At 57.4% G+C, this 22594-nt stretch carries 25 protein-coding genes; 3 read left to right on the forward strand and 22 right to left on the reverse strand.

Annotated features, from left to right (window positions below; all coding sequences use genetic code 11):
- The first annotated feature begins 13 nt into the window (after positions 1 to 13).
- Positions 14 to 1036, forward strand: coding sequence for an acyltransferase (locus HKD40_RS06485; protein WP_169194924.1), 1023 nt, complete (start codon positions 14 to 16; stop codon positions 1034 to 1036).
- Positions 1037 to 1071: 35 nt separating this feature from the next.
- On the opposite strand, the gene HKD40_RS06490 is transcribed toward HKD40_RS06485, so the two are convergent.
- The 14 genes from HKD40_RS06490 to HKD40_RS06555 all read right to left on the reverse strand — a co-directional run bounded on the left by HKD40_RS06490 (position 1072) and on the right by HKD40_RS06555 (position 14453).
- Positions 1072 to 3609: a hypothetical protein gene (locus HKD40_RS06490; RefSeq protein ID WP_169194925.1), complete on the reverse strand. Its 2538-nt coding sequence runs from the start codon at positions 3607 to 3609 to the stop codon at positions 1072 to 1074.
- Between the two features lie 64 nt (positions 3610 to 3673).
- Positions 3674 to 5848, reverse strand: coding sequence for a fibronectin type III domain-containing protein (locus HKD40_RS06495; protein ID WP_169194926.1), 2175 nt, complete (start codon positions 5846 to 5848; stop codon positions 3674 to 3676).
- Between the two features lie 7 nt (positions 5849 to 5855).
- On the reverse strand, positions 5856 to 6248 hold the full coding sequence (locus tag HKD40_RS06500) for a hypothetical protein (RefSeq protein ID WP_169194927.1): 393 nt from the start codon (positions 6246 to 6248) through the stop codon (positions 5856 to 5858).
- A 1-nt stretch (position 6249) separates the two neighbouring features.
- Complete coding sequence (locus tag HKD40_RS06505; protein ID WP_169194928.1) at positions 6250 to 6840, reverse strand: hypothetical protein; 591 nt, start codon at positions 6838 to 6840, stop codon at positions 6250 to 6252.
- Positions 6837 to 7529: a hypothetical protein gene (locus tag HKD40_RS06510; protein WP_169194929.1), complete on the reverse strand. Its 693-nt coding sequence runs from the start codon at positions 7527 to 7529 to the stop codon at positions 6837 to 6839. The genes HKD40_RS06505 and HKD40_RS06510 overlap by 4 nt, the downstream gene beginning before the upstream one ends.
- Positions 7529 to 9742 (reverse strand): tape measure protein, encoded by a 2214-nt coding sequence (locus HKD40_RS06515; RefSeq protein ID WP_169194930.1) that lies wholly within the window; start codon positions 9740 to 9742, stop codon positions 7529 to 7531. Before HKD40_RS06515 ends, HKD40_RS06510 begins: the two co-directional genes overlap by 1 nt.
- Positions 9735 to 10076: a hypothetical protein gene (locus HKD40_RS06520; protein ID WP_169194931.1), complete on the reverse strand. Its 342-nt coding sequence runs from the start codon at positions 10074 to 10076 to the stop codon at positions 9735 to 9737. The genes HKD40_RS06515 and HKD40_RS06520 overlap by 8 nt, the downstream gene beginning before the upstream one ends.
- Positions 10077 to 10102: 26 nt before the next feature.
- Positions 10103 to 10540, reverse strand: a complete 438-nt coding sequence (locus HKD40_RS06525; RefSeq protein WP_169194932.1) for a hypothetical protein — start codon at positions 10538 to 10540, stop codon at positions 10103 to 10105.
- On the reverse strand, positions 10540 to 11280 hold the full coding sequence (locus HKD40_RS06530; RefSeq protein ID WP_169194933.1) for a hypothetical protein: 741 nt from the start codon (positions 11278 to 11280) through the stop codon (positions 10540 to 10542). The genes HKD40_RS06525 and HKD40_RS06530 overlap by 1 nt, the downstream gene beginning before the upstream one ends.
- 80 nt (positions 11281 to 11360) lie before the next feature.
- On the reverse strand, positions 11361 to 11783 hold the full coding sequence (locus HKD40_RS06535) for a phage tail terminator-like protein (RefSeq protein ID WP_169194934.1): 423 nt from the start codon (positions 11781 to 11783) through the stop codon (positions 11361 to 11363).
- 8 nt (positions 11784 to 11791) lie between these two features.
- The gene (locus HKD40_RS06540; RefSeq protein ID WP_210257040.1) at positions 11792 to 12247 is read right to left on the reverse strand and encodes an HK97 gp10 family phage protein; all 456 of its coding nucleotides are present in this window, start codon (positions 12245 to 12247) and stop codon (positions 11792 to 11794) included.
- Positions 12240 to 13307 (reverse strand): head morphogenesis protein, encoded by a 1068-nt coding sequence (locus HKD40_RS06545; RefSeq protein WP_169194935.1) that lies wholly within the window; start codon positions 13305 to 13307, stop codon positions 12240 to 12242. Before HKD40_RS06545 ends, HKD40_RS06540 begins: the two co-directional genes overlap by 8 nt.
- A 232-nt stretch (positions 13308 to 13539) precedes the next feature.
- The gene (locus HKD40_RS06550; protein WP_169194936.1) at positions 13540 to 13953 is read right to left on the reverse strand and encodes a hypothetical protein; all 414 of its coding nucleotides are present in this window, start codon (positions 13951 to 13953) and stop codon (positions 13540 to 13542) included.
- Entirely contained in the window at positions 13953 to 14453 is a 501-nt protein-coding gene (locus HKD40_RS06555) for a DnaT-like ssDNA-binding protein (RefSeq protein WP_169194937.1), read from the reverse strand. Before HKD40_RS06555 ends, HKD40_RS06550 begins: the two co-directional genes overlap by 1 nt.
- 78 nt (positions 14454 to 14531) lie before the next feature.
- On the opposite strand from HKD40_RS06555, the gene HKD40_RS06560 reads away from it, so the two are divergent.
- Positions 14532 to 14843: a hypothetical protein gene (locus tag HKD40_RS06560; protein ID WP_169194938.1), complete on the forward strand. Its 312-nt coding sequence runs from the start codon at positions 14532 to 14534 to the stop codon at positions 14841 to 14843.
- Between the two features lie 61 nt (positions 14844 to 14904).
- Here HKD40_RS06560 and HKD40_RS06565 read toward each other — a convergent pair whose 3' ends face one another.
- From HKD40_RS06565 to HKD40_RS06600, 8 genes are all read right to left on the reverse strand, one after another.
- Complete coding sequence (locus tag HKD40_RS06565; RefSeq protein WP_169194939.1) at positions 14905 to 15180, reverse strand: hypothetical protein; 276 nt, start codon at positions 15178 to 15180, stop codon at positions 14905 to 14907.
- Between the two features lie 57 nt (positions 15181 to 15237).
- Positions 15238 to 16230: a major capsid protein gene (locus HKD40_RS06570; protein WP_169194940.1), complete on the reverse strand. Its 993-nt coding sequence runs from the start codon at positions 16228 to 16230 to the stop codon at positions 15238 to 15240.
- A 12-nt stretch (positions 16231 to 16242) separates the two neighbouring features.
- A complete protein-coding gene (locus HKD40_RS06575) occupies positions 16243 to 16698 on the reverse strand; it encodes a hypothetical protein (RefSeq protein ID WP_169194941.1) in 456 nt (151 codons plus the stop codon).
- Complete coding sequence (locus HKD40_RS06580) at positions 16699 to 17823, reverse strand: hypothetical protein (RefSeq protein ID WP_349236792.1); 1125 nt, start codon at positions 17821 to 17823, stop codon at positions 16699 to 16701.
- A gap of 15 nt (positions 17824 to 17838) precedes the next feature.
- Positions 17839 to 19215, reverse strand: a complete 1377-nt coding sequence (locus tag HKD40_RS06585; protein WP_169194942.1) for a phage portal protein — start codon at positions 19213 to 19215, stop codon at positions 17839 to 17841.
- The gene (terL, locus tag HKD40_RS06590) at positions 19212 to 20624 is read right to left on the reverse strand and encodes a phage terminase large subunit (protein ID WP_169194943.1); all 1413 of its coding nucleotides are present in this window, start codon (positions 20622 to 20624) and stop codon (positions 19212 to 19214) included. The genes HKD40_RS06585 and terL overlap by 4 nt, the downstream gene beginning before the upstream one ends.
- Positions 20611 to 21075, reverse strand: a complete 465-nt coding sequence (locus tag HKD40_RS06595) for a DUF2280 domain-containing protein (protein ID WP_169194944.1) — start codon at positions 21073 to 21075, stop codon at positions 20611 to 20613. Before HKD40_RS06595 ends, terL begins: the two co-directional genes overlap by 14 nt.
- A 361-nt stretch (positions 21076 to 21436) precedes the next feature.
- Positions 21437 to 22054, reverse strand: coding sequence for a putative metallopeptidase (locus HKD40_RS06600; RefSeq protein WP_169194945.1), 618 nt, complete (start codon positions 22052 to 22054; stop codon positions 21437 to 21439).
- A 111-nt stretch (positions 22055 to 22165) separates the two neighbouring features.
- On the opposite strand from HKD40_RS06600, the gene HKD40_RS06605 reads away from it, so the two are divergent.
- The gene (locus tag HKD40_RS06605) at positions 22166 to 22498 is read left to right on the forward strand and encodes a hypothetical protein (protein ID WP_169194946.1); all 333 of its coding nucleotides are present in this window, start codon (positions 22166 to 22168) and stop codon (positions 22496 to 22498) included.
- Positions 22499 to 22594: the final 96 nt, after the last annotated feature.

The following is a 22594-nucleotide window of genomic DNA, read 5'->3' on the forward strand; positions in this document are numbered from 1 at the left end:
AGGGGGCACAATTATGGGTCAGGTCGTCAAACAGCGGTTCGCTGGGGTGCAGGGCTTAAGGTTCATTGCAGCACTATTGGTGCTGCTGACACACGCGTCGTTTTACGTGAACGAGAGACTGGATGCGTCTTTTCCGGTGTGGAAGGGTGGCATCGTAGGTGTAGATATTTTTTTCGTCATAAGCGGGTTTGTAATGGTTTGGGCTTCGGCTCGCCGTGACGGTTCGCAAGTGTCTGGTGGCGAGTTCTTGTTTAAGCGAGCGAAGCGCATTCTGCCGCTTTATTGGCTAGCAACGAGCCTCAACCTGTTGGTGCTTCTGGCGTTGCCAGTCGCTGTCCTCCACTCAGGACTAGATTTCGCGTCTATCGCTAAATCCTATCTCTTGATCCCTGACTACAACTCTGATGGTCGCGTGGAGCCACTGCTGGGCGTCGGCTGGACTTTGTACTTTGAGGCGTTCTTCTACATCGTATTTGCGATCGCGCTTGCGATGCGCGTAAACATCTATGCGTTTGTCGGCTCGGTCATGACTGCAGTTGCACTGATTTCCCTGTTCAAAACATCAAACACCCCGCCCATTCTTGTTCTGCTGGACCCCATCGTCCTGGAGTTCTTCGCGGGAATGCTGATCGCGCGCTTGATCATGGACCGGCGGTTTGATGAACGTATTGCATTAGCAGCCATTGGTGTCGGCTTCGTTCTCATCCTTTCACTAGACACTATGTTGCCGCTGGCGCCTGATTTGCTCACCCGAGGATTGCCCGCCGTCGCGATCGTCTTCGGAGTTGTCGCAGCCGATCGAAAATATGGGGCAAGAGTGCCATCGTGGGCGATAGTGCTAGGCGCTGCTAGCTATGCGATCTATCTCTTCCATCCGATTTTCGCCCCGGCAGTGCCTTTTGTGGCTGCAAAGCTTGGTTTCAATGTTCCAGTGCTCGTATTCTTTGGCGCTGTCTTCGTTGCGATCATCGTGCCTACGGCAATTTATCGCTTTATCGAAGCCCCAAGCTTAAGATTGATTGGCGTGAAAGTGTGATCGAGGTAACCACAAGGGGCGCAACCTAGCAGCTGCTAGGTTGCCTGTACCCCGCGCCACACACCGCCAGTTCCTCTCACATAGATCCGGTCATTTGCGGCGTTATAGACCAAGGTGCCAACTGGTGGTGCGGTATCAAAATCTGCGTCGGATGGCACGCCGAGCTTTGTCGGAATACTCATGCCCGCAAAACTCACAATACCATTTGAGCGATTGGCGGTCATAACAGCGCCCAGGTTCGCCCCTGCGTCCGAGCGCCTGAGCAGCACAAAATTCGAACCTGAATTGCTGCCGGTTTCAGCATCGGCCGTCTTGCCCAAATCCCAGCGGCCCGAGGCACCGCTCCTGAAGCGATGTTGCGCAACTTGGCCCGCAAGCGAGGAGATTACGGCGAGAGCTGCGCCGGCTGCCTTTTCCAAAAAGGTGTCGCCGGATGAACTCCAGCCATTGAGCCGGCTCCCCTTCCGAGCGGATTCCGTATCAGCACGATCATCTCGAAGAAATGTTGCTGTAGCTCCGGACCTCGTCGTGTGGCTGTCACCTTTGACAGAAACATCGGCCCCGAACGTGGATCGAACCCGAATGTGCTCTTGCAGCGCCGTATCAAATTGCACGTCGGTAAACTTCGCCTCGCTGCCCGAAACAAGGTCTACAAGGCGATCCGGCGTTTCAGCAGTTATGGCGCCGTTGCTAACATGCCCAAGCATGCGACCGCCCACAAAGGTGATACCGTTGACCGCATTGGCGCCAGCGTCTCTTAGCTTCTCATACAAGATGTGAGGGCCGGAACCACCGTAGGTGAAAGCATTCACGCTATAAAGCCCTCGGACATTGCCGGCCCGGATTAGCGGACGCGACTTGGTGCTTGTTGGATCGGTTCCGCCCAGCCCCGTCGCCTCGATGTGGAGGTTGCTGATCTGGGTGAATTCTGCGTAGCAATCATTGTCATTGCCCCAGCCCAGGTCGAGATCGATGCCTCTGTTCCGCTCTAGGTGGACGTGATGGAGCTGTGTGGTGTTGGAGACATATTCTGCACTATCCCCGTTACCTGTAATTCGCAGGGCAGCCGCGTCCCAAACGCAGAATTTTTCGCTCACTGTTGTTGCTGCTTGGGCGCGCAGGAGAACAACCGTAGGCGAGACAATTGACGCAATTCGGGTTTTTAGATCGGCCCCAGCCACACCGGCCCCTGGGACGGTTATTGTCGCCCCAATGTCCTGCGGCCCGAATGTGGTCGACGCGGAAGTGAACTGGCTCGACCCAGATGTCATTGCCCCATCGGCGCAGTTTTTCGTGTACCCACTTTCATCGATAAACACATGGTCGAAGAGGGTGTTCGAAAGCGCCATACCCAAGATGCCGAAGCCAACTACCCCGATTATGCGCGTGCGGCGGAAAGCGGCCTCAAACCCACGGGTGATCTGAATGCCGTGCCCATTTTGACGATCGCCGTCGATGGTTACGCCATCAAACTCGAACCCTCTCCCATGGGCGGTAAACATAGGACCAGAAAAGCCTGGTGCGCGCTTAAACGTAGCTGGCTTGTACCCGAGGAATGAGCCCTTTGACCCTAGACCAAAAAGTCGTACCGGGTTCTGGCTACTCGCACCACTTGTAATGACGATCGTCTGGTCAACGCTGATCTCTTTTCCTGCCGGCAGTTCGACGCTGCCACCTCGAGAACGGACGGCGTCGAGTGCATCGTTGACCTGCGCAGCAGTGCCAGGGCTGGCGTTGCCTATATAGTTGATGAGCGAAACGCCGCCGCTCTGCGCGTCGATTGCCTGACGGACCCGCAGCGCATTCATGGCCTTGGTCGTGTTAACCCCACCTGTCGCATCGGATTGATCCGCAAACAGCAACCCTGTCGCATTCTCAAAAGCATCCTGGGCATATTGTTCGGACAGGTCACGAGCCGCCTCGGAAAGGTCCTGTGCGGTTTCGGAGGCCCCCTGCGCCACTTCCGCGCCGCCACGTGCCCCAATAGCAGCATCCCTGTCCGCGCGCGTTTGTGCCGCCAGAACCTCCCAACGATGATCCCAAAGCAGACGGTACTCTGTCCCATTGTCATAGACAGGGATGGTCGCATCGGCCTTGAGGAAATCGGTTTCCATTGGCTGGCCATCGAACGTTAGCAGAGGCTTTGCTGCATCGCCGTTCACCGAAAGCGTCATGGCGCCAGTATTGCGGTACCGCGGCGTGAAGAACAGCATCACCGCTTGTGCCGGATCAACGCCTGGCACTGTGGAAGCCGTTGGTGCATTTCCCGTGCCAGCAACGTTCGTCAGCCGCGCTGCGGTATCAGTAAACCCCCGCCCTTTAACCCATGCGCCGTCTAAACGGCTGTAGTAGCCGGCATCCGCTCCGGTTAGCACCACGCCCATATAGTTCTCATTGGGCGGCGTGACGGCATTCAGAGCGGTGACTGTGTTGCGGGTAACCGCTTGACCACCGCTGTTCTGGATCATCTTCAGAAGTGCGCGGATCTCTGGCTTATCGGGCCAGTGTTCACCGCTGTGTGGATCGTTCTTGACCTTGCTGTCGCGGAAAACGGTATCAATATCGAGCGTCATGGCTTGCCCCAAAACAAAAAATCCCGCTCAGAGGCGGGCGAAAGGTCGATGATGTGAGTGCGGGTTAGGTGACGGTGAAGCTGCCGGTCGCTACGGGATCGGCCCTATCGCCATTTGAGTTGATAGCGACGATCCAGCCGTATTTGGTGCCAGCGCTAAGGCCCGAAACAACACGGCTGTCGGCAGCGTTCGGAAGCCCATATTCGGTCGCCGCTGGCGTGCCGGTCGGGAATGTGTTTGTGGTATTGATGAAAATCTGAGCGCCAACGTAGTTCGGACTGTTTGGCGCGGTCCAAGAGAAGGTTGCTTGCCCTGCTCCGCCCGTCACCGATGGCGAAGTTACCGGGCCCGGAGGTGTTGAAGTCGAGGCAATATTGATACTCGACGGTGTTGACGCTACCCAATTGCTGCTGACTTGTGTAGCAGTCCTGAACTGCACCTGAGCCTGATAGGGTGTCCCTGGTGGCAGGCCGTTGATGGTGAGATACGTCTGTGACGATGGGACCGTGACCTCGTTCCAATCGGACGAAGACACAGCCTTATAACGCACCTTTTGCAGCAGGCTTGGCCGAGATGGCGGGTCGAAAGTAACGTGCAGAGCGCCAGCAGCAGGCGAAGCGAGTGTTACGTTGGTTGGGTCAGCAACCGTTTCGCTGCCGCCAATGTCGTTAAACGCGGTTGGCTCCGGTTCATCCGTAAGCCCATCAAACGGCCAGTCGGATTGTTTGGTGCTTTTCCCGGTGATGTTGATGGACATGCCATCCGGCGCAAACTCCCAATCCGACATTTCAAAATTGCCGGAAATTCCAAACTCCGGCGCATCGACCGCGAATATTCGGGTTGCATCGTCTTTGTTCGACGGCATGAGCAGCAAACCATAAAGCTTGGTGTTCAACGTGATGTCGTACGGTGCACGGGACGCGTGGAGGGTCCTTTTCGCTACCGCGCAGGCTTGGGTGTGGTTCGGTATCCAATGAACCGCTGCAGAGCCTAGAACCGTTTCCTCGCCATCAGCGATCGACACAGCGGCAGAGAGTGTTTGGCGGAAGCCGGCAGACGGCTCGACATACTCAATCGTCATGGCGTTGGTCTGGTTTTCACCGTCCTGACCTTCGCCAAGTTTTATCGAGTTGATGTGTTCGGCGCGCAGCGTGACGCGCGGCTCCATCCAGCGGCCAACCTTAAAGCCAACTTTGCCGTCTGGCCGGTCATAGAACCAGGCATCGCACGCGGCGGCGAGCTGCTTGCGCACTTCCTCGCGGGTCTGCCCGAAATAATAGGTGCCGCAGAGCTGCCATTTCTTAATCCAAGATCCGTCACGGCGACGAATAAGGCTGTCAGCAATGTCTGCCTCTTCGGCAACCTCTGCCCAATCCACCTGTTGGCCATAGCCATCGGGGCTAACAATCCAGTCGGCAATCACCAGTGCGGCATTGGTCGAGTATTTGTAGGTCGCGGGATTGCTAAGGGTTTGTGTCGGGTCGCGCGGATCATAGACGCGCGTGCCACGGAAAACCGCGTTCAGCGTTGGCTCTCGACCGTTGGGATAGATCTTCTGGAACTGCTCAGGCGCAGGGTTTTGGAAGACGCCAACAAGCCCCGCAATACCTTGCAGCTTATGGTTGGCGGTCCATTCGCTAAATGCGCTGGTAATGTAGGGGTGAGCGGTCTGGCCCGGTGCGCCAAGGAATGAGCCAATGCGCACCATTGGCTGGCGCCCCCAACCGATAACGTTGAATTGGTCTTGCTGCACATATCCATTATCATCGAGCGTCACGACTGTTTCATCGAGGTGGTATTCCTGAACGCCGTCGATCCGCCCGGTATTCAGCAGCACGACGACATAACGCTTGCCGCCCTTGGCCTTCCAAAACGCGACCGGCCCACCAGCCCGCACCAAACCATACGACTTCGATCGATCCTGAATAGACTGGCGCAAGTTGACGATACGCGCGCCGGGGTCCTGCATCTGCACGTGTTTTTGCGGTGTTAGCGCGCTCACCAGCATGGTCAGGCCAACACCAATGGCGAGGTTGAGCAGGAAGCCCGGCAGCGCCGCCATGATGGCGTTGCCGACAAGGCTCATAAGAACGGCGGTCGGAGCCATCAGGCCAGCCGCGCCGCTAAAGCCCATCGCGCCAAGGATGCCTACCGAGATAGGGTCAGCCATAGCCAGCGTAGGGACGGCAAAAAGCATCGTGCCGCCCAGAAGAGCAGCCCGGAACAGGCGCAAGAGCATGTTGTGCTTATCCTCTAACCGACCAAGCGGCCAAAACTGTCGGATTGTCTAAGAGCAGGAGCCCGTCGAGAGAGAACACGGCCCAGCGGCTGCCGAGATAAAGCCCACCGAACTCGATGCCGCCTTGTTTGAGCGCTGCCACATCGCCGCGCTTGGGGTTATCCGTTGGCGTAAGGCCGAGCCGTTCAGCGCCGCCCGCAAACACGGTGTTTAGCCCGTTATCGAGCCCACTTAGCGCAACGGCTTCGGCTCGCGTAGAGTAGCGACCGCGAAAGGGTTCAGCCGGGTCTTTGCCGGTCACATCGCGCACATAATCGGCAATAGCAAGGGTGCAGTCGAGCTCGCCCCACTTGAACTCCGAGCGCATCCAACGCTGAAGGTGCTTTGTGACGTGATCCATCTTAGAGCCCGAACAGCGGTTGATCGTCGAAACCGTGTGTCGGCATGAACTCCAGGCTCGGATCACCGGGGTAGCGACGGCGTTGGTCAGCATCCGAGTAACGACCATTGAGCGGCTTCGAACGCAATGGGAATGGTCCCTCGCAGATCAGCGTCACAGAACGCTCGGATGGCCCGACGATGTTATAGACGAGCCTGCGCATGGTCACAGACCGCAGCAGGATCGGTGTCCAGATCGGCGCATACATTTCTTCGGTCTTGCCGAAATACTGAAAGTAGAGATTGCACTTGCGGCCATTGATAGCCGCAACGCCGTAGTTACGGATCACCTCTAAGAGGTCGGTGCGGTCTGGATCATGAACATAGGATAGAGATGCTTCCCAAGTTGGCGCTGCCCCGTTGCTGCTGAGTTTGACTGCCCCCATGCGCAGCAGTGTGCAGCCGATCCATCTCTTGCTGTCTGCGCTCTCGAACACCCCAGCTTCGCCCGGATAGAGCCGAACAAATCCTTCGGAACTGTCGATCTCGATCAAAATAACAGCGCCCACCACCTCATCGTTTAGGCGCTGCGCGATTTCTGCTGGAATGCTCATGAGCGACCCGGCCCCACCCATTCGACAAGAGACAGGCTCGGTGCGCCAATATCACCGGGCTCAACCCGCAGAGCGCCGGTCAAATCCCCCTCAAGCGCCACCAAGCACGTCGCGTTGAGGTTGATTTCTTCTTCCGCAAACACCGGGCGGCGCAGCGGCATTTCAAAGTGCAACACTGCGTTTTCGCCCTGCCCCTCGATCCCGACTGCCTCATAGAGCCAGTCGTTGACCGAGAATTTGTGCCCTGCGCTGATGAAGTTGCCGAGATAGTTGGCGTCAATACGCAGAGAGGTTGCCCCAGCCGGTGCCGTTTCCAGAACCGGCGCCGTCATGCCTTGAGAATAGCCAGAGCCATCGCTGAAATAAGACCCGTCAGAGTGCGGGACAGGACGACCGCGATAAGGCGAGCCGATCTCCTGCCAGCTTGGCTGCAAAGGGTCATGGAGACGGACGCGCAGGACGTTATAGCGTCCCCGCAGTTGATTGATGATACCGCGCCACGATCTGATTTGATCCCGGCGCAGCGTTGCAAAGTCCAGCTGTGCAATCCAGCGTGGTTGGCTGCCATAGACCACCTGCCCCGACCCTGTGACGCCCGCCTGCCCTGCCTGCCCCCGCCAATCGATCTGCCAATCAAAGGACGTGGCGAAGAAATGGGCCGCGTCGAACTCAATAACCTTGCGTTCCATTATGCGTACCGCTGCTGGTTGGCCATGTGGTCGACAGCCTTAGAAACCGGCTCCACCATACCCTGGCTGATTTTGACGGACTGGCCAGCAGCCTCGTTCAGTATCTGGGCGACCAATTCCGGGCTTAGCTTTAATTCCACCACCGACTTTTGAGGCGCAGTATTGGAGTTAGCAGGCTTGGTGTGATCCACAACGGTTTCTTGCGGGTGCAGCATGGCGAGGAACCCGCCCTTGCCATCCATGCCGCCAGAACGAGGCCCGCTGCCGGTGTGACCGCCGCCATCGAACGAGAACAGCTTGCCGATGCCTCCGAGAATGCCGCCACCTCCGCCGCCCATGCCGCCGCCAGTGAATGCGCCAAAGATCATGTTCCAGATGCCTTCTGCGGCCATGTTCATGGCCTTTTCGGCAATCTTATCGAGAGCGTTCAATGCGGCGTTGCCGAGGCTCTCCCAGAGGCTTTTACCTTCCTTGAGCCCCTGCCGAAGGTCGCTGAACACGCCTTGGAAGATGCCCTTGCCGAAATTGTAGGTTTCGGTGAGGGAGCGAGCGCGTTCCTCTGTCGCCGCCATCTCTTGAGCGATACCGGCGATCTCAGCCCGCATCGTTGGAGACAGGGCGATATTGTCATTTGCAGCCTTGTTCAGAAGCTCTTGCTCATGACGCATCCGCGCTGCGGCTTCTGTCGCCATGCCGAGAGTCTGAATTTCGAGGTTCTTGGCGTCGATGAATTCACGCGCACCGCGTATGAGATCGCCGTAAGCATCGCGCTTGCCGCCGCCACCCCCGCCAATTCCCGCAGCACCGATAGCGCCGCCACCAAGGCCGTTGTCGTTTCCGGCATTGAACATGCCGTTGAACTCTTTCCAGTTTGTCCCCTGCCCAATGATGTCCCTTTGAGCTGACGGGCCAGTTGCCTTGCTCCAGTTGCGCCCTGCATTGTTGAATGCGATTGAAGACCCAGCTTCATAGGACGCCGCAGCGGTGTGCAAGCTCTTCGCGTAAGCCGCAGCGCCCGAAGCATCGAGGCCAAGCATACCTGCGGCACCGCCGAGCGATCCGATTAGATTTGCAAACCCCTCTGCAATGGCAGCCCAAGCGCGGATAAACGACCCTTGGATTGCAAGGGCAATGCCCTGCATCACATCGGCCAGCGACTGCCCGCCAGCCTTGATGCGCTCCCAAACGTCCATTGCGGTCATCTGAACATGTTGGAACGCGTTACCGAGTCCGCCAACTTCTTGAATGAGGGTCACAATTCGCGCCACTACCAGAGCGACGACTACAGCAACGGCGGTGAGCGGATTTGCCAAGAGCGATGCGGTGAAAGCCCACATCGCGCCCGTTGCTGCAACGACCGCAGGCGCGAACACCACGCCAATGGCAGCAGCTAGGCCAGCCGCACCCGCGACGACCATATCGAGGTTGTTGGCAAGGAAGATGATGCCCTCAGCCAGCTTACCCGAAACGCCATAAGCCTTATCAAACGTGCCGATCGCTGCGGTCACGTTGTTATTCATAATGACCCAGGCATCAGACACGGTTGCGGACATTTCACCCGCCTCGACCCGCACATCTTCAAGCGACTTGAGCAGAGCGTTCGAGATTACGCCGCTTGTGATCTTGCCCTCGCTGGCAAGCTTGCGCAGGCCGTTGACGTTGGTATCGAGTTCTTTTGCCAGTGCCTCAGCAACGCGCCCGCCATTAGCGAGAACGCTTTCAAGCCCTTCGCCAGTCAGCTTGCCCATAGCCATGGCCTTAGAAAGCGCGTTCTGTACCGATGTCGCCCGTTCCCCGCGCGTCGCGGTGATCACCAGCATGTGGTTGAGGCTTTCGGTATAGTCAGCGGCTTCCTTAGAGCCCAAGCCGAGGTCGCGCAGCACGCCTACGTTGCGAGCGTAGATTTCTGCGGTCTGAGCAAGCGGGGAATAGGAAGCGTTGGCGATGTCAACAATGCGCTGCATCATCGCCGGGGCTGCGTCCATGCTCTTGATCGCGGCGCCAACCCGGCTCTGCATGTCGGACCAAGCGTCTGCATATTCAATCAGCTTGCCAACGCTGAACGCAGCCATCGCGGCAGCAGCTGCACGACCCAGAAGAGCCATTGCCTTTTCGGTGTGGCCCGCCTGCCCTTCAAGGTCTTTAAGCCGCTGGGAAGCCACCACTACGCCATCAGAGCGAACGACCAAGCCGAGTTCTGCGATATCAGTCATCGTGGGTCACTCCGAAAATCGCATCGAAAAGCTCAGTCGACATTTTGCGGGCCGGCTGTTTGGGCTTGTCAGGGCGTTCCTTGCCGGAAAGCTCTGCTGCCTTTGACAGCCATTCAGCGTCCATGGCGCGAATGCAGTGTGTGAAAAGATGGTATTCGTCGGGATCGAGCCCGTTGCGGTCTGCCCAACGGTCGATTGAAGCCGATGGGATTGGCCCCGCCTGCATTCCGATCTGTCGATCTGCTGAAAGGTGCCAGAAGGCATCTAAGAACTGCTCAGCGCCGGGTAAAAGCTCTGGCAGGTGAGAACAGGACGGCAGAGGCCCGCCGTCCATCCATTCGCGATACTCCGCGCCGTGCGTTATTTCCCACGCGACGGCGCTGCGGAGTTTTTTGACAGTGCTTCCGTCTGCCCTGCACGTGTACGATCGACCACGCCAGCGGCATAGGCGACAGCATCAGCAAAGCTCATGAAGTCCGGATCGGTCAGCCATGCCTTAGCCTGTTCGCTATCGTAAGCGACCGGCTTCTCGCCGTCCGTGATGCCCTCCCAATCGAGCAGACAGGCTTCGTGCAGGATCTCGCCCATAAGGCGAAGGGCAACTTGAGGCTTGAGTGAGCCGTCGCGCTCGCGGTCTTCAATAGGAACCTTGCGCTCTTTACGGGAGCGGAGGGCCACAGCGGTTGGGCTGGTGAGGCCGCGCACCTTGAAGCGCACATCACCAAAGCCCGGAATATCACCGATCCACTGACCGGCTTCGATAGAGGCGCTATCGCGCCTGATTGAGTTGATATCCATTAGCCGCGACGACCTACGACAACGATGTTGGAATTGATTTCGAGCGTGCCGTTGAGCGTGCGCACGGTGTTGGCTTCGCCGCCGCCATCAGAGGCAGACATTGCCATCGCCGCAAACAGGCGCTCGGAGGGCTCAGGAACGGTTGTCGCCGTATGCGTGCCGGACCCTGCTGCCGTGGTGTTGATGGCAGAACCGCCCTTTGTTGCCGATACGCTGAACGTGCCGGTATCGGCGCCCACAACATAGTATTCGGTGTCCGCAGTCAGGCCGGTTGGCAAAGAGCCAGCGGTTGAAAACTTCACCTTGGTGCCGTTAGCGAGGCCATGGTTCGCCCAGCTAACAACGCCCGGAGAAGCGTTAGAGATCGTGACGGCTGCCGACTTTGGTGCTGGCGCGTCATTGCCAACGATCTTGACTGCATAGTTGTTTTTGTTGGCTGGCTGAGCTGCAGCGATGAGCGCGATCTGACCGACATCATCGTCAATGGCGGCGAAGACGTTCTGCATCGAGCCCGCGTTGGCCGTGCCCTTCATCTTGTAGTCGCGACCACGATTGATGAGGGCCTGAGTAATGACAGCAGCATTGTCGCCAAGAGCGCCGCACTGGGTCCAGCCGTCGATTTCGACAGCAGACGCCAGCGCCGTTTGAAAGTCAGCTTCGGTCATGTCGACTGAAGGCACTGAGATAGCGCCGCCAATGAAGATGCGCATCCCGGCGACAGGATAGAGATCGTTAGCCATTGCGGCCTCCGTAGGTTTGGTGAGTGGTAAAAGGAAATGCCACTAACGGCACTGAAAAGCCTGAGAAGAAGGGGCGCTATTTAGGCGAATGCCTCAATCAGGATAGAAACCGGCACCTGAACATGCGTGCCTATGAAAGGACTAAAAACCGAAGGAGCCGCTGTTACCCGAGCGCGGACCCCCATAAACTCTAGGCTTAGGTCCGCGGGGAAATGCGCCGCGACCTGACCTGCAACCTCTCTAGCGACACTAGCGGCCTGACTTTTGAGGGCGATGACATCAATCTGAAGTACGCCGGGACGACGATGCTGCCCTGCCGAATTGATCGCGATGCGTTGGGTTGCGTTTGGTGTCCACGTGCATCGTAAATAGCGCTTCGAAGGCTCTAGAGTAAGTTCAGCGCCCTCGGTCCAGATGATCTCGTAGGTTACTGCCATTGGAAGGGAGCTCACCCGCGTCCTAATGGCCTCGAATATTCTGGTTTCGATGCTTGGGATGGACATAAGCGCTCCTACAAACCAAAGGCCTGCTTAACCTTCGCCGCTTCTTCTTTGACTATCTGCTGCCAACGCTGAGCGGTAAGCGTCACCCAAGGCTTGGGTACCGTGCCGTTGGCCCCAAAATGCACGTGTGCGCCATACTTGGCGGTGTAACCGAGATAGAGTGTTTCCCCACCTTCCCAGCCATTGATTACCAGCATGACAGAGCCGAGCGCGTCACTGTTGGTCGACGCGCCGGGGTTATCTTGAGTGAGTTGAGGCATAACTTCCGTCGAAGCCACCAGAGAGGACCGCAGAAAGCCGGTGCGCTGATAGCCAGAAGGTGACGCAGGAGCGTCGTAGACCATGCGCCCAAGCTCAGATTGAAGCTCTTTGGTTAGCCTCTGAGCGGAGTTCTTGAAAACGGCATCAATGGCTTCCGGCACTTTCTTCGCCCATGCGCCAACGGCAGCGCTAAAGCTACTCACCGACCCGAGCCCGATATTTGCGCAAAGCCTGCGCCGTGAAATCGATCGACACTTCTACCGGCGGGCATTTGCATCCCACGAGATGCTTTGCCGGAAGGCTCGGATCATGAGGCCCGGTGCATTGCGTTCCATCTGGAAGCGTAAACAGCTCACCGAATGGAATGCTCTGTCCGACCATTGCGAGATGGTCTTCGCGCTTCTCTTTACTGACTGAAACGCCCCAGGTTTTGGTTACGTCCTGAGCGTCAAGCTTTCCCGCATCGATCTGCTGCTGAAATGCGTCGGTCTTGGCCTGAGCCAGAGCGACGTTCGTTTCTGTCAGCGCAATATTGTCAGCGCGGTATTTCAGTGCGCGATTTGTGTAAGCCGTTGTGATGCGGTCGACAGCGCCAGCCGGAACGGCCTCGCCAGCCTCCAAAGCCCGCTTCACATTCCCGTCGAAACGCTTATCTCTCAGCGCATAGCCGAGATAATCGCGCATGGCCTGCTCGTCACCAGTGCGCAGGCCCATGTAGATCTTGTTCAGAGTGGCCACGCTTGGGTGTGAGAGGCCGATAATGCCCCCTTCCCTTGCGCCGGTTGCTCGATTGATCGGCCCGACCAGTTGCAAAGCCGTTTGCCGCGGGTTCTGGCCGCGCGAGAGGCCGTCCACCAGCACCATGCGAGTTACGGTCAATTGCTCAGCGACAAGGCCATCTACTAGGCTTGCTGCATGATTGCGTATAGCCTGCTCAGCCGCGATGTTGCGAACGCCCCATGAGAAATGAACGCGGTTTCCGTCGCCAGCTCGAAGCGCTGGTATCCCACTCACATGCGCCTGCCCGCCTTGGTTCCAGGTGTCGTAAATAGCTCGTTCAAAGCGTGCAAAGCGCGATGCATCCATATCGAGCATACGAACGACTGCTTCAACATTGCCGCGCTCGATTTCAGCGACCAGCCCTTTGATAGTTACGCCGTTCTTGATCGACAGGAGCGCTGCAAGCCATTCCTCGACAAGCGTTGCCTGCCGTTCGCTGGCGAGGGCTAGGAGTAGATCGCGTTGGGTTAGCCTCTTGAGCATGAATAAAAGTCCTGCTTCTATAACGCAAAAGAGGGATGTCTGACGTGGTGCCAATTAAGTTCATTCGCCGCGGGCGAACAACCATTGAGATCAAAGCCGAGCTTGCATCTCGTGGCTTTGTGGAAGGTGTAGACTTCGAGGAAGGTCCTCCTGCGTGGGTTAGCGCGACCCATGTAACCCTCAGCTTCATCAATAAGGATAGAGGCTGCCACGCTATACTAGCGATGGGCGGCTAAGCCTTACTCCAAAGCTTCCACGTACTCGCCACACCTGCCCCCGGCAATGGCGTAATATTGTCGATGGCGCGCAACGCGCCGTCGATAATCAGCAGATCGCCGTTCTCCGGCGCGAAGGCCTGCTCAACCGGCGTGACGTCTTCGCCTTCATCTTTGATCAGCGTGCATTTCGTCGCCACAGTGAGAATGTCGCCTGTCTCTACGATCAGGGTTCCGTTCTCATAGCGCTGGTGAACGCGCTTTACCGTAGCCTTGAGCGTCCAGATGGTTTCGGTTTCGGTGCCTTCTTCCCAATTGTTCGCAGGAGGCGTGACCTTAATGCGTTTGAGCTGCACTGTGCCTTGCTGGAACTTGTCGAGGAGACGATTGGTCGTGCCTTGCATCTTGTCGTAATTGAAGCGCTTAGCCATTAACCGCCAATGCTCCAGAGACCCACACCCGCGCCCGTTACCTCAACGCGGAGGAATGGAGCAAGAAGCCCCTCTACCGCTGTCATGACCGGCACAAGCGTTGTGCCAAAGTCTGCCGCCGAAGCGGACTGATATTCAACCTCAACAGCGCCATCGACTTTTTCGCGCTTCACGCGCTCAGCAGCAGAGCCGATGATCGATAGGCTTTCGGGTTCACGCGCCTCTTGCAGAGCAGCCTCGTAGCTGGCGTGAATAATTGCCAACGGCACAACACTGTCTGGGATCGTTTCGCCTGCCACAGACGCTCCAGAGCGCGGCCATTCACGCTCCTGAGCGTAGCCCCCGGCTTTCTGGCCAACAAACCGCGTTCCATATGTGCCGTCGATGTATACTGAGCCGCGCTGGCGCAATACAGCAGGTGAAGCAGCCCCGCCCGGCAGCAAGTATCCGTTCGCCGTCAGCCAAGCCGTGAAGAGCGCGTCGTCACCATATCCGGACATCAAAAATCCTTAAGGGTTAAGTTTGGCAACTCCTACCGAGCGCTAACGTTTGGCCGGCGCAAAAAAGAGGAGACCCATATGAAACCGATCATTATCTCAGTACCGATTCTGCTTCTTGCGCTCGCGTCAAGTACCGCGTTTGCGCAGGACCGGACTATCAATGGACACTCGATCCCCGCTGACATGTCTTCTGCAGTCGAGGAGCGATGCGCTGAACTGCATACTTTGCAAGGCACAACCGGGACCCAGACGCCTGAGACGGCAGTACCCGAAAGCAGTGAAGCAGACGCCACTCACACTGCCCAGAGTGACAACGCAGAAGGAGACCTTGATATCTCCAGCATTACCCTAGAGCAGTGCGTTGAGGGTGGTTTTACCGCCAATAACTAGTCTCGCACGCGGCCCCAGCCCTTGCCCTGGCCGGGGGCCGCGCTCGTTGCAAAGCGCCTAATCAGGCAGCGAGCTTTGCGTCGATCAGCTCTTTGAGCTTTTCAGTGCTGATGTTGCGGGCGTATTCAAGGCCAAGTTCGTCAGCCTGCTTCTTAAGGTCGTCACGATCGAGCGTTACGCCCGTGTCATCTCCGCCGCCTGTGTCGGTGTCGAGCTGCTGGGCCTTGTTCACGAGCCAAGCCGGAATGGTGTCGCCTTCAATTTCAATGATGGAGCCCACTTCAAGCTCTTCGCTTTTGGCGTTGAACACGCTGGACTGGGTGATCTTGAGTTTCATGATGCAGGTCCTGGATTGATGGGAACGGACGGCGGGCTCAGCGGCCCGCCGCTTGCCTTAGAGCGTCGAGACGGCCAAGCCGCAGTTGTTCTCAGCGTCGAATTTGATCTCGACTGCCGCCGCCGCCATCGTGACGAAGTTGTAATCGTCTTCTGGATTTGCGCGGAACTGAGCGCGAGTGGTCATCGGCATACCGTTCAAGACCTGAACAGTGCGACGGTTCTTAACCAGCGCAATGATCTGGCCTGCTGCCACCTTGTCCGCAGGCACCACAGCTGCAATACCTTCGATTTCACGAATGCGCTGAGCAATGGTCTTATTCGGATAGGCAGTGGAGAAGTCGGTGTTGCTGGCGTAGAACCAGTCCGACCAGTTCAGGTACAACGTTACCGGCACCTTGAAGTTCTTGGCATGCAGGAGCTTCAGCGTTGCGGTGATTTCTGCAAGCCACTGAGCCCCGGTCGCTCCATTAAGGGCCTGACCGGTAGTGCGGGTTGCACGCTTCGGATGGTTGCGCATGCCGTAGAGGGTGGCACCACCAACAACAATGGATGCATTGCCGTCGAGTGCGATGCTTTCGAGTGCATTGGCAACCTTGAACATCGCATTGCTGCGACCGGCGCTATCCAGCTGGAAGCCTTCAGAACGTGCAGCCTCAACTTGACGCCAACCGTAGCTGAACGTGCTGTCGAGGATCGGCAGTGGTGTACCGTGGTAGTCGATCACAAGCTGATCAGTGCGCGCCTTTGAGCGACCATCAAGCGAGATGTTCACGCTTCCACTGTCCGAGATGGTCTGGAAGTGGTGAACAAGCTTGCCGATTGGCATTGGCGTCGAGACGGAAGCCGCAAGATCGTTGAAGACCGAAAGCACTTCACGCTGGACCTCGATGCCCTCGCGGTCCCACTGGCCCCAAACGTCCTTGGGAAGGGTTGCGGCGTTGCCGAGCACGGTGGAGCCGTGCTGTTCGGCAATCTGCGCCTGGCGGGCGTTAAAGTCCCGGCGATTGCCGATAACGAACGCCTGCTGTTCTGGAGTAAAACGAAGCATTGGTTGTCTCCCTTAGCCAGCAGCCGGGGCTGGTACGGTGTAGGTGTTGGCGATTACTACGTCGCACAGCGCATCGGCGGCCTTCGCACCGGGGGTGTCGCTGAAGAACGCGACCACAGGCGTTTCAGCTGTTGCAGCAGTAAGGCGACCAGAAGCGCCAATGGTCAGTGGCGCATCCTTGGCGTAGGTGGCTGCCGCCATACGGGCCTGATAGACCTGACCAGGTTCAAGGTGATACGCCACGCCGGTATCGCCGGAGGTGTAAGTGTCCGAAACCGCCTGCCCCTTATAGTCGGCAGTCCCGAGGATCATGGGGAGCTTGCCGAGTGCAGTTGTGATCTGCGTCAACGCGGTTGCGGTTTCTTCCACGAACGAACCGGGAAGATAGGCGCCAGACACCGGCTTATTGCTGGTGCGTGGCTGATGGCCCGAAGTGACCGGGCCGCGATAGATGACGTTTCCGGCCATTTACTTGGTCTCCATGTCGGCGTTGAGGTCGACACCGGCAAACTCGTCGTCGGCGTTGGTGATAGCGGTCGCACCATTGAGCCCAGCGGCCTTACCGGGCTTTGCCTTTTCGGCTAGCTTTCGGGCAGCGTTGAGCGTCAATTCCTTGGCGGTTTCTTCATCGAGAAGGTTCGCCTTGACGATGGTGTTGACCAGACCGGCAAGCTCAGCATCTTCCTGAGCCTTTGCGTTAGCCTGGATCGTCGCAAGATTGTCGGTGAGCGGCTTAACCGCGTCAGCAACGGCCTGAGCCACTGTGTTGCCGATACCGTCCGAGAGGGCCTTGACCTCTGCGGAAAGCGCATCGAACTGTTCTGTCGTAACAGTCATTTCGGTTTCCTTGTTGTTGAGAGAGGGTTCCCGCCCGGTGCCGTGAAAGACATCGATGATTGCGGTTTTGAGGCGTTCCAACATTGGAGCGCGTTCGCGCTTTTCGAGCGCACGGGCGAGGCTATCCACCGCCCAATCCAAGTCTCGATCCGCCTCGCTCAGAGCCGAATTGATGACCTCGATTTCTTCGTCCTGCCCCTGCGCGTTGACCAGCATTCCAACGCCCTGATCTGGGGTGGCTGCGCCGTCTTCGTTGAGCAGGATAGCGTCGTGATCGAACTGAATGCTACGGGCGACATGCTTGTGATCGTCCGCGCCGTTGACTGCCTCAAGCTTGGCGATGAGGCCTGTCGACGTGTGGATCGGCTCGCCCTTCGCGATAGCCGCAAGAACGGCCTTACCGCCCTCACTGCGGTTGGCGACCTCGACATCGATCACCTTGTCAAGCAACACGCGGCCATCTTTACGCCGGACGTTCTCGTTCCATGCGCCGATGTACCCGAGGTTGATGCCCTCTGGGTCGCGTGCCGAAACGAACCGGCCATTGACCACGGGGTGACCAAGCGGGGCTGGCGTGCGGTTCAGCGAGGCATAGGAAGCCTCAATCTCCGCAGCCGGATATTTGATGCCGTTCATAACAACGTCATCAGGCAGGGTTGCGCTAGGCACGATCATGAGGTCACGGCCATTGCGCTTTACCTTGCGCACGGCAGCCGAGTTCATGACCGAGCGAACATTCACTCGGACGGTTTTCACTGATCTGTCTCCGAATTATTCGGGTTGTGCGACTGTAGGGAGGTTGAGCGCGTCGTCTGCGTCGTCACCGGTGATGTCGTCGCGAAACTTGTCCGCGTCAGACAGCGGCTCATAGTCAACGACAGCGCGCATCTCTTCGTGAGAGAACACAGCCTCTTTGCTGTCTTTCATCTTCTGGTTCGTGTCTGCCATTTTGACGACGCGATCGATCTTTTCAGCCATTGAACTTTCGGTCAGATCGGTCCAATCGAGGAACCAGTCTTTCTCGGGCAGGATACTGAATTGTGCCAGGCGCTTTACCAGTGCCATGGTGTTCGGGATCACCTGCCCCGCGCGGCGCGACATGTTCGTTTGCGCCCATTCCTTAGCGTCTTCAGTGCTGGCGCGCTCACCGGTCTGAGATCCAACAAGGATCTTGAGCGGGATCGGGATAGAGGCCGCAAATGATTGCAGCGCGATTGCAAAGAAGTGCTCAGGGCTTGGCAGGTTGACGCCGAGGGTTTTAGCCTCGATGCCTTGAAGCATCAGCAGCTTGTCAAAGCCCTTGTTCCAATCCTCGACCTGCTCACCGATCTTGTCGACCAGCTCGGATGGATCAATGCCCATGGCCTTTGCCATCTGATCGGGCTTGGCTTCCTTATCGACCTGCAGAACAGGCGCTGACTTGGCGTTCTTCCAGAAGCCCTCGCCACCTGCCCCGCTGATTTTCTCCATATCGAGCAGGCTGTTGTAACCCGGTTCAAGCAACGATTGGCCGTGAACGGTGCCATCTTTCGACCAGATCAGAACGCGGTCAGGATGAAGATCGAACTGGCGCGTCTTGTTGGTGGTATCGCCAACCTGCGCTTCGTTGAATTGGTACATCTTCGGCTGACCGTAGTTCTCCGAAGTCTCGTCCGTTTCCCATTCGCCAACGGTCAACTGGCCTTCCCATGCTGGGATGACTTCAACCAGACCAAGCAGGCCGCCACCTACCGTATCGACGGCCTCATTGAACCGCTTGTTATCCCCCAGCCGCAAGATCAGGCCCGAGTACTTGCCAACGAGCGAACGCCGGTCAGCCTCTGCCAAATGCTGCCACAGACGCAATTGATCGAAACGAAGCCGGATTTCCTTTTCGAGCGGCGTTTCCTTCTTCAGCTTGCCTTCGCTGCCGTCTCGTTCAGCCTCCAGAAGAAACGGCGTGTCCTGCCATGTCTTGAGGATGGTCTTTTCGATACCAGCTCGTGCAATGCCGTTGCGGCTATACATCTGATGAAGCTGAGTGAACGTGAGGTTTGCCGGATAGCCGAAGTCAGCGTAGTGGTTATGCTTCTGCTGCTTTTCGAAGTAGCCCGGAAACATATTGTCGAGACGGCGGGCTGCGTTGACGATCAAGGCAAGCGGGTTCATGTGCGGTGCCTCTTAGTCAGGAATACCATAGCCTCGATGGGGCCGCTCAGCAGAGCATTGAAGGCGCGGCTCGTACTGTCCGCATCGTCGTCGTGATCCGCTTCAGGAAAGCCCTCAAGCGAGGTGAACCAATCTTCATTCCATGGCCCGCGAAGGACCAAGACATTGCCAGCTTCCGCCTGAGCAGAGAACGGGCTGAACCGCGTAACCTTGTCGCCACTTTCTGGCGTTGCCCGAGCCGTGTACCCGCTCAGCAGTTTGATAAGGTTGGCGACCTGCGCCTTACCTGCTTGGCCAGGGTCTTGAGGCAGCGAAATCTCGACGTCGCTACCATCCTGCTCAGCGGTGTTCTTGATCAGCTTCTCGACGCCCGCTGGCGACAGGAAGTCTTTAACGTGATGACCGATGATGTAGCGACCATCAGGAAGCTTGCCGACTTTTGTGCCGGCCGTTCCGTCTGGGTCGTTTCCGTCTGTTTTTGGGGTTGCTGCCAAGTCCCAACCGCGCATCCAGCGAACGCCCGCTGGCACTGCGTCTACGATCTGACACCAGCCACGCTGGAACAGCAGCCCAGCCGCTGGCCTAATTTTCCAGTTACCACCCAGCAGACGCTCACGCTCCACGGTGGGAAGCGACATGAGGTTTGCCATGTAGCCTGGATCAGCAGCCATAAGCGCCCGGTTATCCGAGAGCTTGGCCGGGATAAACGTTACCGACTTCGGCGGGATCGGTTTATCTTCGCCGTTCTCGTCCGGCGCGGTGTAGTGCGCTAACTCCTCGGGACGATCTGCCCAAATGATCTTGTCGCCTATGCGAATGAACCAGCGCAGCACACCGCCGCGCTCTGGGATAGCCAAGCCGGTGTCTTGATCGATCCACCAGCTAATGAACTCAGCGACCCAGCTGTCAGCGTCTGGGTTGCACGTTGCCCGGATATATGGCCTTACGCCACACATCGAGCGATTACGCGAAACCATGTACCAGAACTGCTTGGCGCTGAAGTGTGTCAGCTCGTCAAAGCAGATGAGCGGGATCTGCGACCCCTGCCAGTTCAAAACCGTCTTGTCGTGCTCAAGGTGAGCGAACGAAACAGACGAGCCCGATGGAAACTTCCACTCCAGCACGTGTTCTTTTGGGCTGGCGCCAATCAGCGGGTAAAGCTTTTCGCTCTCGTCCCACAAGCCGCCCTCGTTTCGGACCTGAACCGTGGAGCGGCGGAAGAAGACAGCGCCGAAGCCCTGAACCGCAACGTGACGCAAGGGCTCCATCAGAAGCGCCCATGTCTTCCCCCCACCAGCCGAACCGCCATAAATGGCAATATCAGCCGCTGAGGATAGGAACGTCATTTGCGGTCCGGGCTGCGGCCCGACCACCTTAGGGGCAACAGGCCCCGGCTCAACTCCTGCCATTGTCTGGTAGCTGGAAGATCGTCACCGGAGACACTGCTGCCGGTAAGTCCTTTCCATCCTTCCCGGTCAGTTCGCGCCGGTTCGTGTAGCTATCGCCAACCTCCTTGGCCGCTTGCTCCATCAGATTGGCAGCGAGGGCCATGTTACCTTGTGTCTCTGCCTTCTCTGCCATGCGCTGCAATGCCCGGAGGCGAACCGCGCGATGGCTGATGGCGATCTTGCTGGTGTCCTCAAGAAACGTCTTTCGCGTCTCTTCAAACAGCGACTTCCACTTCTCGGAAAGGTTCGCCCCTGCCCGCTTGTTGGGGTCGTACCCTTCAACAGATTGGCGGGTGATGACTTCACCGAATTCCTGCTTGACCGCAGCCACGACAACGGACGGTGTATCGAAGCAAGCCAAACTCTGAACGATGAACGTTTTTACGTCATCTGACAGCTTGCCTTTTGCCATGTAAATGTCAGGCTCCAGTCAGGGGGATTACAAAATGTCACAACAACAACTGAGCCTGGTCTTCGGGTTCCTGGCGGCCACCTTGTGGCTCTTGTCAGCCTTCACTTCTGTTTGGGCAATGCGCGCAAAACTTGATCTAGGATCAGGTCCCGCTACTGGCGATGGGGTTGGTGTACGTGTCTCCGCCTCAGTTGACGGCGAAGGCGAGGTAATTGTGAATGGGATTAGGGTGCCATCTTTCGGCGCATTATCTCGCTATCAGCAAGCGGTAAGCTACCGAAACGCAATCGCTGCAGCTCTAAATGGGAGCGCTGCACTCAGCGCCCTCGCGGCTGCCTACTTCGCGCTCTTTGCAGCTTAGCTAAGCCACCCGTAACTGACATGTTCCACAGGCCTGAGCGATATGCACCTTTGCAATCGTTGGGCCTGCGTTAGCGGCATCTACCATTTCCTGCACGCCGGAAGCTGCTGCGCCATAGCGACGAACCACACCGACGAATTCTTCTACGTCATGACCGCGAATGCCGAATACTGGCCTGCCGGTCTGCTTGTTGAACCGAGGCGCGCCGAAAGCATCTCGCTCTTGCGCTGCATGGTAAAGCTCGTGCTCTACCAGCGCCATGAATTCTGCATCGTCACAGTCATTGGCGTATTCAGCATCGAACGTCAGCAAGAAGTCTGGCACCTGGCCGAACCAATCAAGGAACTGCCGTTCTACCCGAGCCCTGCCCCATTTGTTCATGGGCGGGAGGCCACGTTCGCACTGACCTAGAACACGGCGACCTTGGCGACCGTTTGGAACATTGGTCCAGAGAGCGCCTATGTTTGCCCACTGCAAATGCCGATGGTCTTCGTTTTGAAGCGCAGCACCATCATTGATGAAGGTTTCTCGCGCCCATTCAACTAAATTATGGGCAGGAATGAAAACAGGCTCAGCTTGGTTGTCGAATATCTCTGCGGGCGGGCGCGGCCTGTTCATTTACTTGACGTCCCTGCCACGTGATGAGTGGTAGCCGTAATTGCTGACAATTGCTTGCACTTGGCCAGTGCTTCAGAGATGCTCTCTTGTCTAGAGCTAAGCGGGGTATAAATGGAGTTCTGGGTTCCGCTATTGTCAGCATTAATGGGCGCGCTTGTCGGTGCTGCTAGTTCCGTCGCGACGATGATCGTTCAGGCCCACAGGGACGACGCGCGTCATACACGCGAGACCGCAGTAACGCTTGCCCTGGCCGAGCACACGCTTCATGTAGATTTGGCGAAGGGTAACGGCGGACAATCAATTCTACCGATAACAGCCTATTTTACACACCATCTGCACGCCCTAAATTTGGCGCGAAAAGGGTCGCTTTCGGCAGACGATATGAAAGCGCTAAATGCACAGATGGCAGAAATCAACCGGGTTCTGCGAGAGGGCCAGGAATAGGTTCAATTGTGCCGAAAAGCACTTACTTCAAGAGTCTGATTACCGGCATCCCACCGGTATGACGCGAGACTGCGCACGCTGCGGATGAGGGGTCGG

This window comes from Devosia sp. MC1541 (genome assembly GCF_012847305.1).
Taxonomy (GTDB): domain Bacteria; phylum Pseudomonadota; class Alphaproteobacteria; order Rhizobiales; family Devosiaceae; genus Devosia.

Bases quoted from the DNA above. Each gene is read 5' to 3' on its own strand.
- HKD40_RS06525 (WP_169194932.1), bottom strand. From the start codon at position 10,540: ATGGATATCAACTCAATCAGGCGCGATAGCGCCTCTATCGAAGCCGGT.
- HKD40_RS06605 (WP_169194946.1), top strand. From the start codon at position 22,166: ATGGAGTTCTGGGTTCCGCTATTGTCAGCATTAATGGGCGCGCTTGTC.
- HKD40_RS06545 (WP_169194935.1), bottom strand. From the start codon at position 13,307: ATGCTCAAGAGGCTAACCCAACGCGATCTACTCCTAGCCCTCGCCAGC.
- HKD40_RS06595 (WP_169194944.1), bottom strand. From the start codon at position 21,075: ATGGCAAAAGGCAAGCTGTCAGATGACGTAAAAACGTTCATCGTTCAG.
- HKD40_RS06530 (WP_169194933.1), bottom strand. From the start codon at position 11,280: ATGGCTAACGATCTCTATCCTGTCGCCGGGATGCGCATCTTCATTGGC.
- HKD40_RS06600 (WP_169194945.1), bottom strand. From the start codon at position 22,054: ATGAACAGGCCGCGCCCGCCCGCAGAGATATTCGACAACCAAGCTGAG.
- HKD40_RS06570 (WP_169194940.1), bottom strand. From the start codon at position 16,230: ATGCTTCGTTTTACTCCAGAACAGCAGGCGTTCGTTATCGGCAATCGC.
- HKD40_RS06555 (WP_169194937.1), bottom strand. From the start codon at position 14,453: ATGTCCGGATATGGTGACGACGCGCTCTTCACGGCTTGGCTGACGGCG.
- HKD40_RS06485 (WP_169194924.1), top strand. From the start codon at position 14: ATGGGTCAGGTCGTCAAACAGCGGTTCGCTGGGGTGCAGGGCTTAAGG.
- HKD40_RS06565 (WP_169194939.1), bottom strand. From the start codon at position 15,180: ATGAAACTCAAGATCACCCAGTCCAGCGTGTTCAACGCCAAAAGCGAA.
- HKD40_RS06520 (WP_169194931.1), bottom strand. From the start codon at position 10,076: ATGGACGGCGGGCCTCTGCCGTCCTGTTCTCACCTGCCAGAGCTTTTA.
- HKD40_RS06495 (WP_169194926.1), bottom strand. From the start codon at position 5,848: ATGCTCTTGCGCCTGTTCCGGGCTGCTCTTCTGGGCGGCACGATGCTT.
- terL (WP_169194943.1), bottom strand. From the start codon at position 20,624: ATGGCAGGAGTTGAGCCGGGGCCTGTTGCCCCTAAGGTGGTCGGGCCG.
- HKD40_RS06510 (WP_169194929.1), bottom strand. From the start codon at position 7,529: ATGGAACGCAAGGTTATTGAGTTCGACGCGGCCCATTTCTTCGCCACG.
- HKD40_RS06515 (WP_169194930.1), bottom strand. From the start codon at position 9,742: ATGACTGATATCGCAGAACTCGGCTTGGTCGTTCGCTCTGATGGCGTA.
- HKD40_RS06505 (WP_169194928.1), bottom strand. From the start codon at position 6,840: ATGAGCATTCCAGCAGAAATCGCGCAGCGCCTAAACGATGAGGTGGTG.
- HKD40_RS06500 (WP_169194927.1), bottom strand. From the start codon at position 6,248: ATGGATCACGTCACAAAGCACCTTCAGCGTTGGATGCGCTCGGAGTTC.
- HKD40_RS06550 (WP_169194936.1), bottom strand. From the start codon at position 13,953: ATGGCTAAGCGCTTCAATTACGACAAGATGCAAGGCACGACCAATCGT.
- HKD40_RS06585 (WP_169194942.1), bottom strand. From the start codon at position 19,215: ATGAACCCGCTTGCCTTGATCGTCAACGCAGCCCGCCGTCTCGACAAT.
- HKD40_RS06575 (WP_169194941.1), bottom strand. From the start codon at position 16,698: ATGGCCGGAAACGTCATCTATCGCGGCCCGGTCACTTCGGGCCATCAG.
- HKD40_RS06490 (WP_169194925.1), bottom strand. From the start codon at position 3,609: ATGACGCTCGATATTGATACCGTTTTCCGCGACAGCAAGGTCAAGAAC.
- HKD40_RS06560 (WP_169194938.1), top strand. From the start codon at position 14,532: ATGAAACCGATCATTATCTCAGTACCGATTCTGCTTCTTGCGCTCGCG.
- HKD40_RS06535 (WP_169194934.1), bottom strand. From the start codon at position 11,783: ATGTCCATCCCAAGCATCGAAACCAGAATATTCGAGGCCATTAGGACG.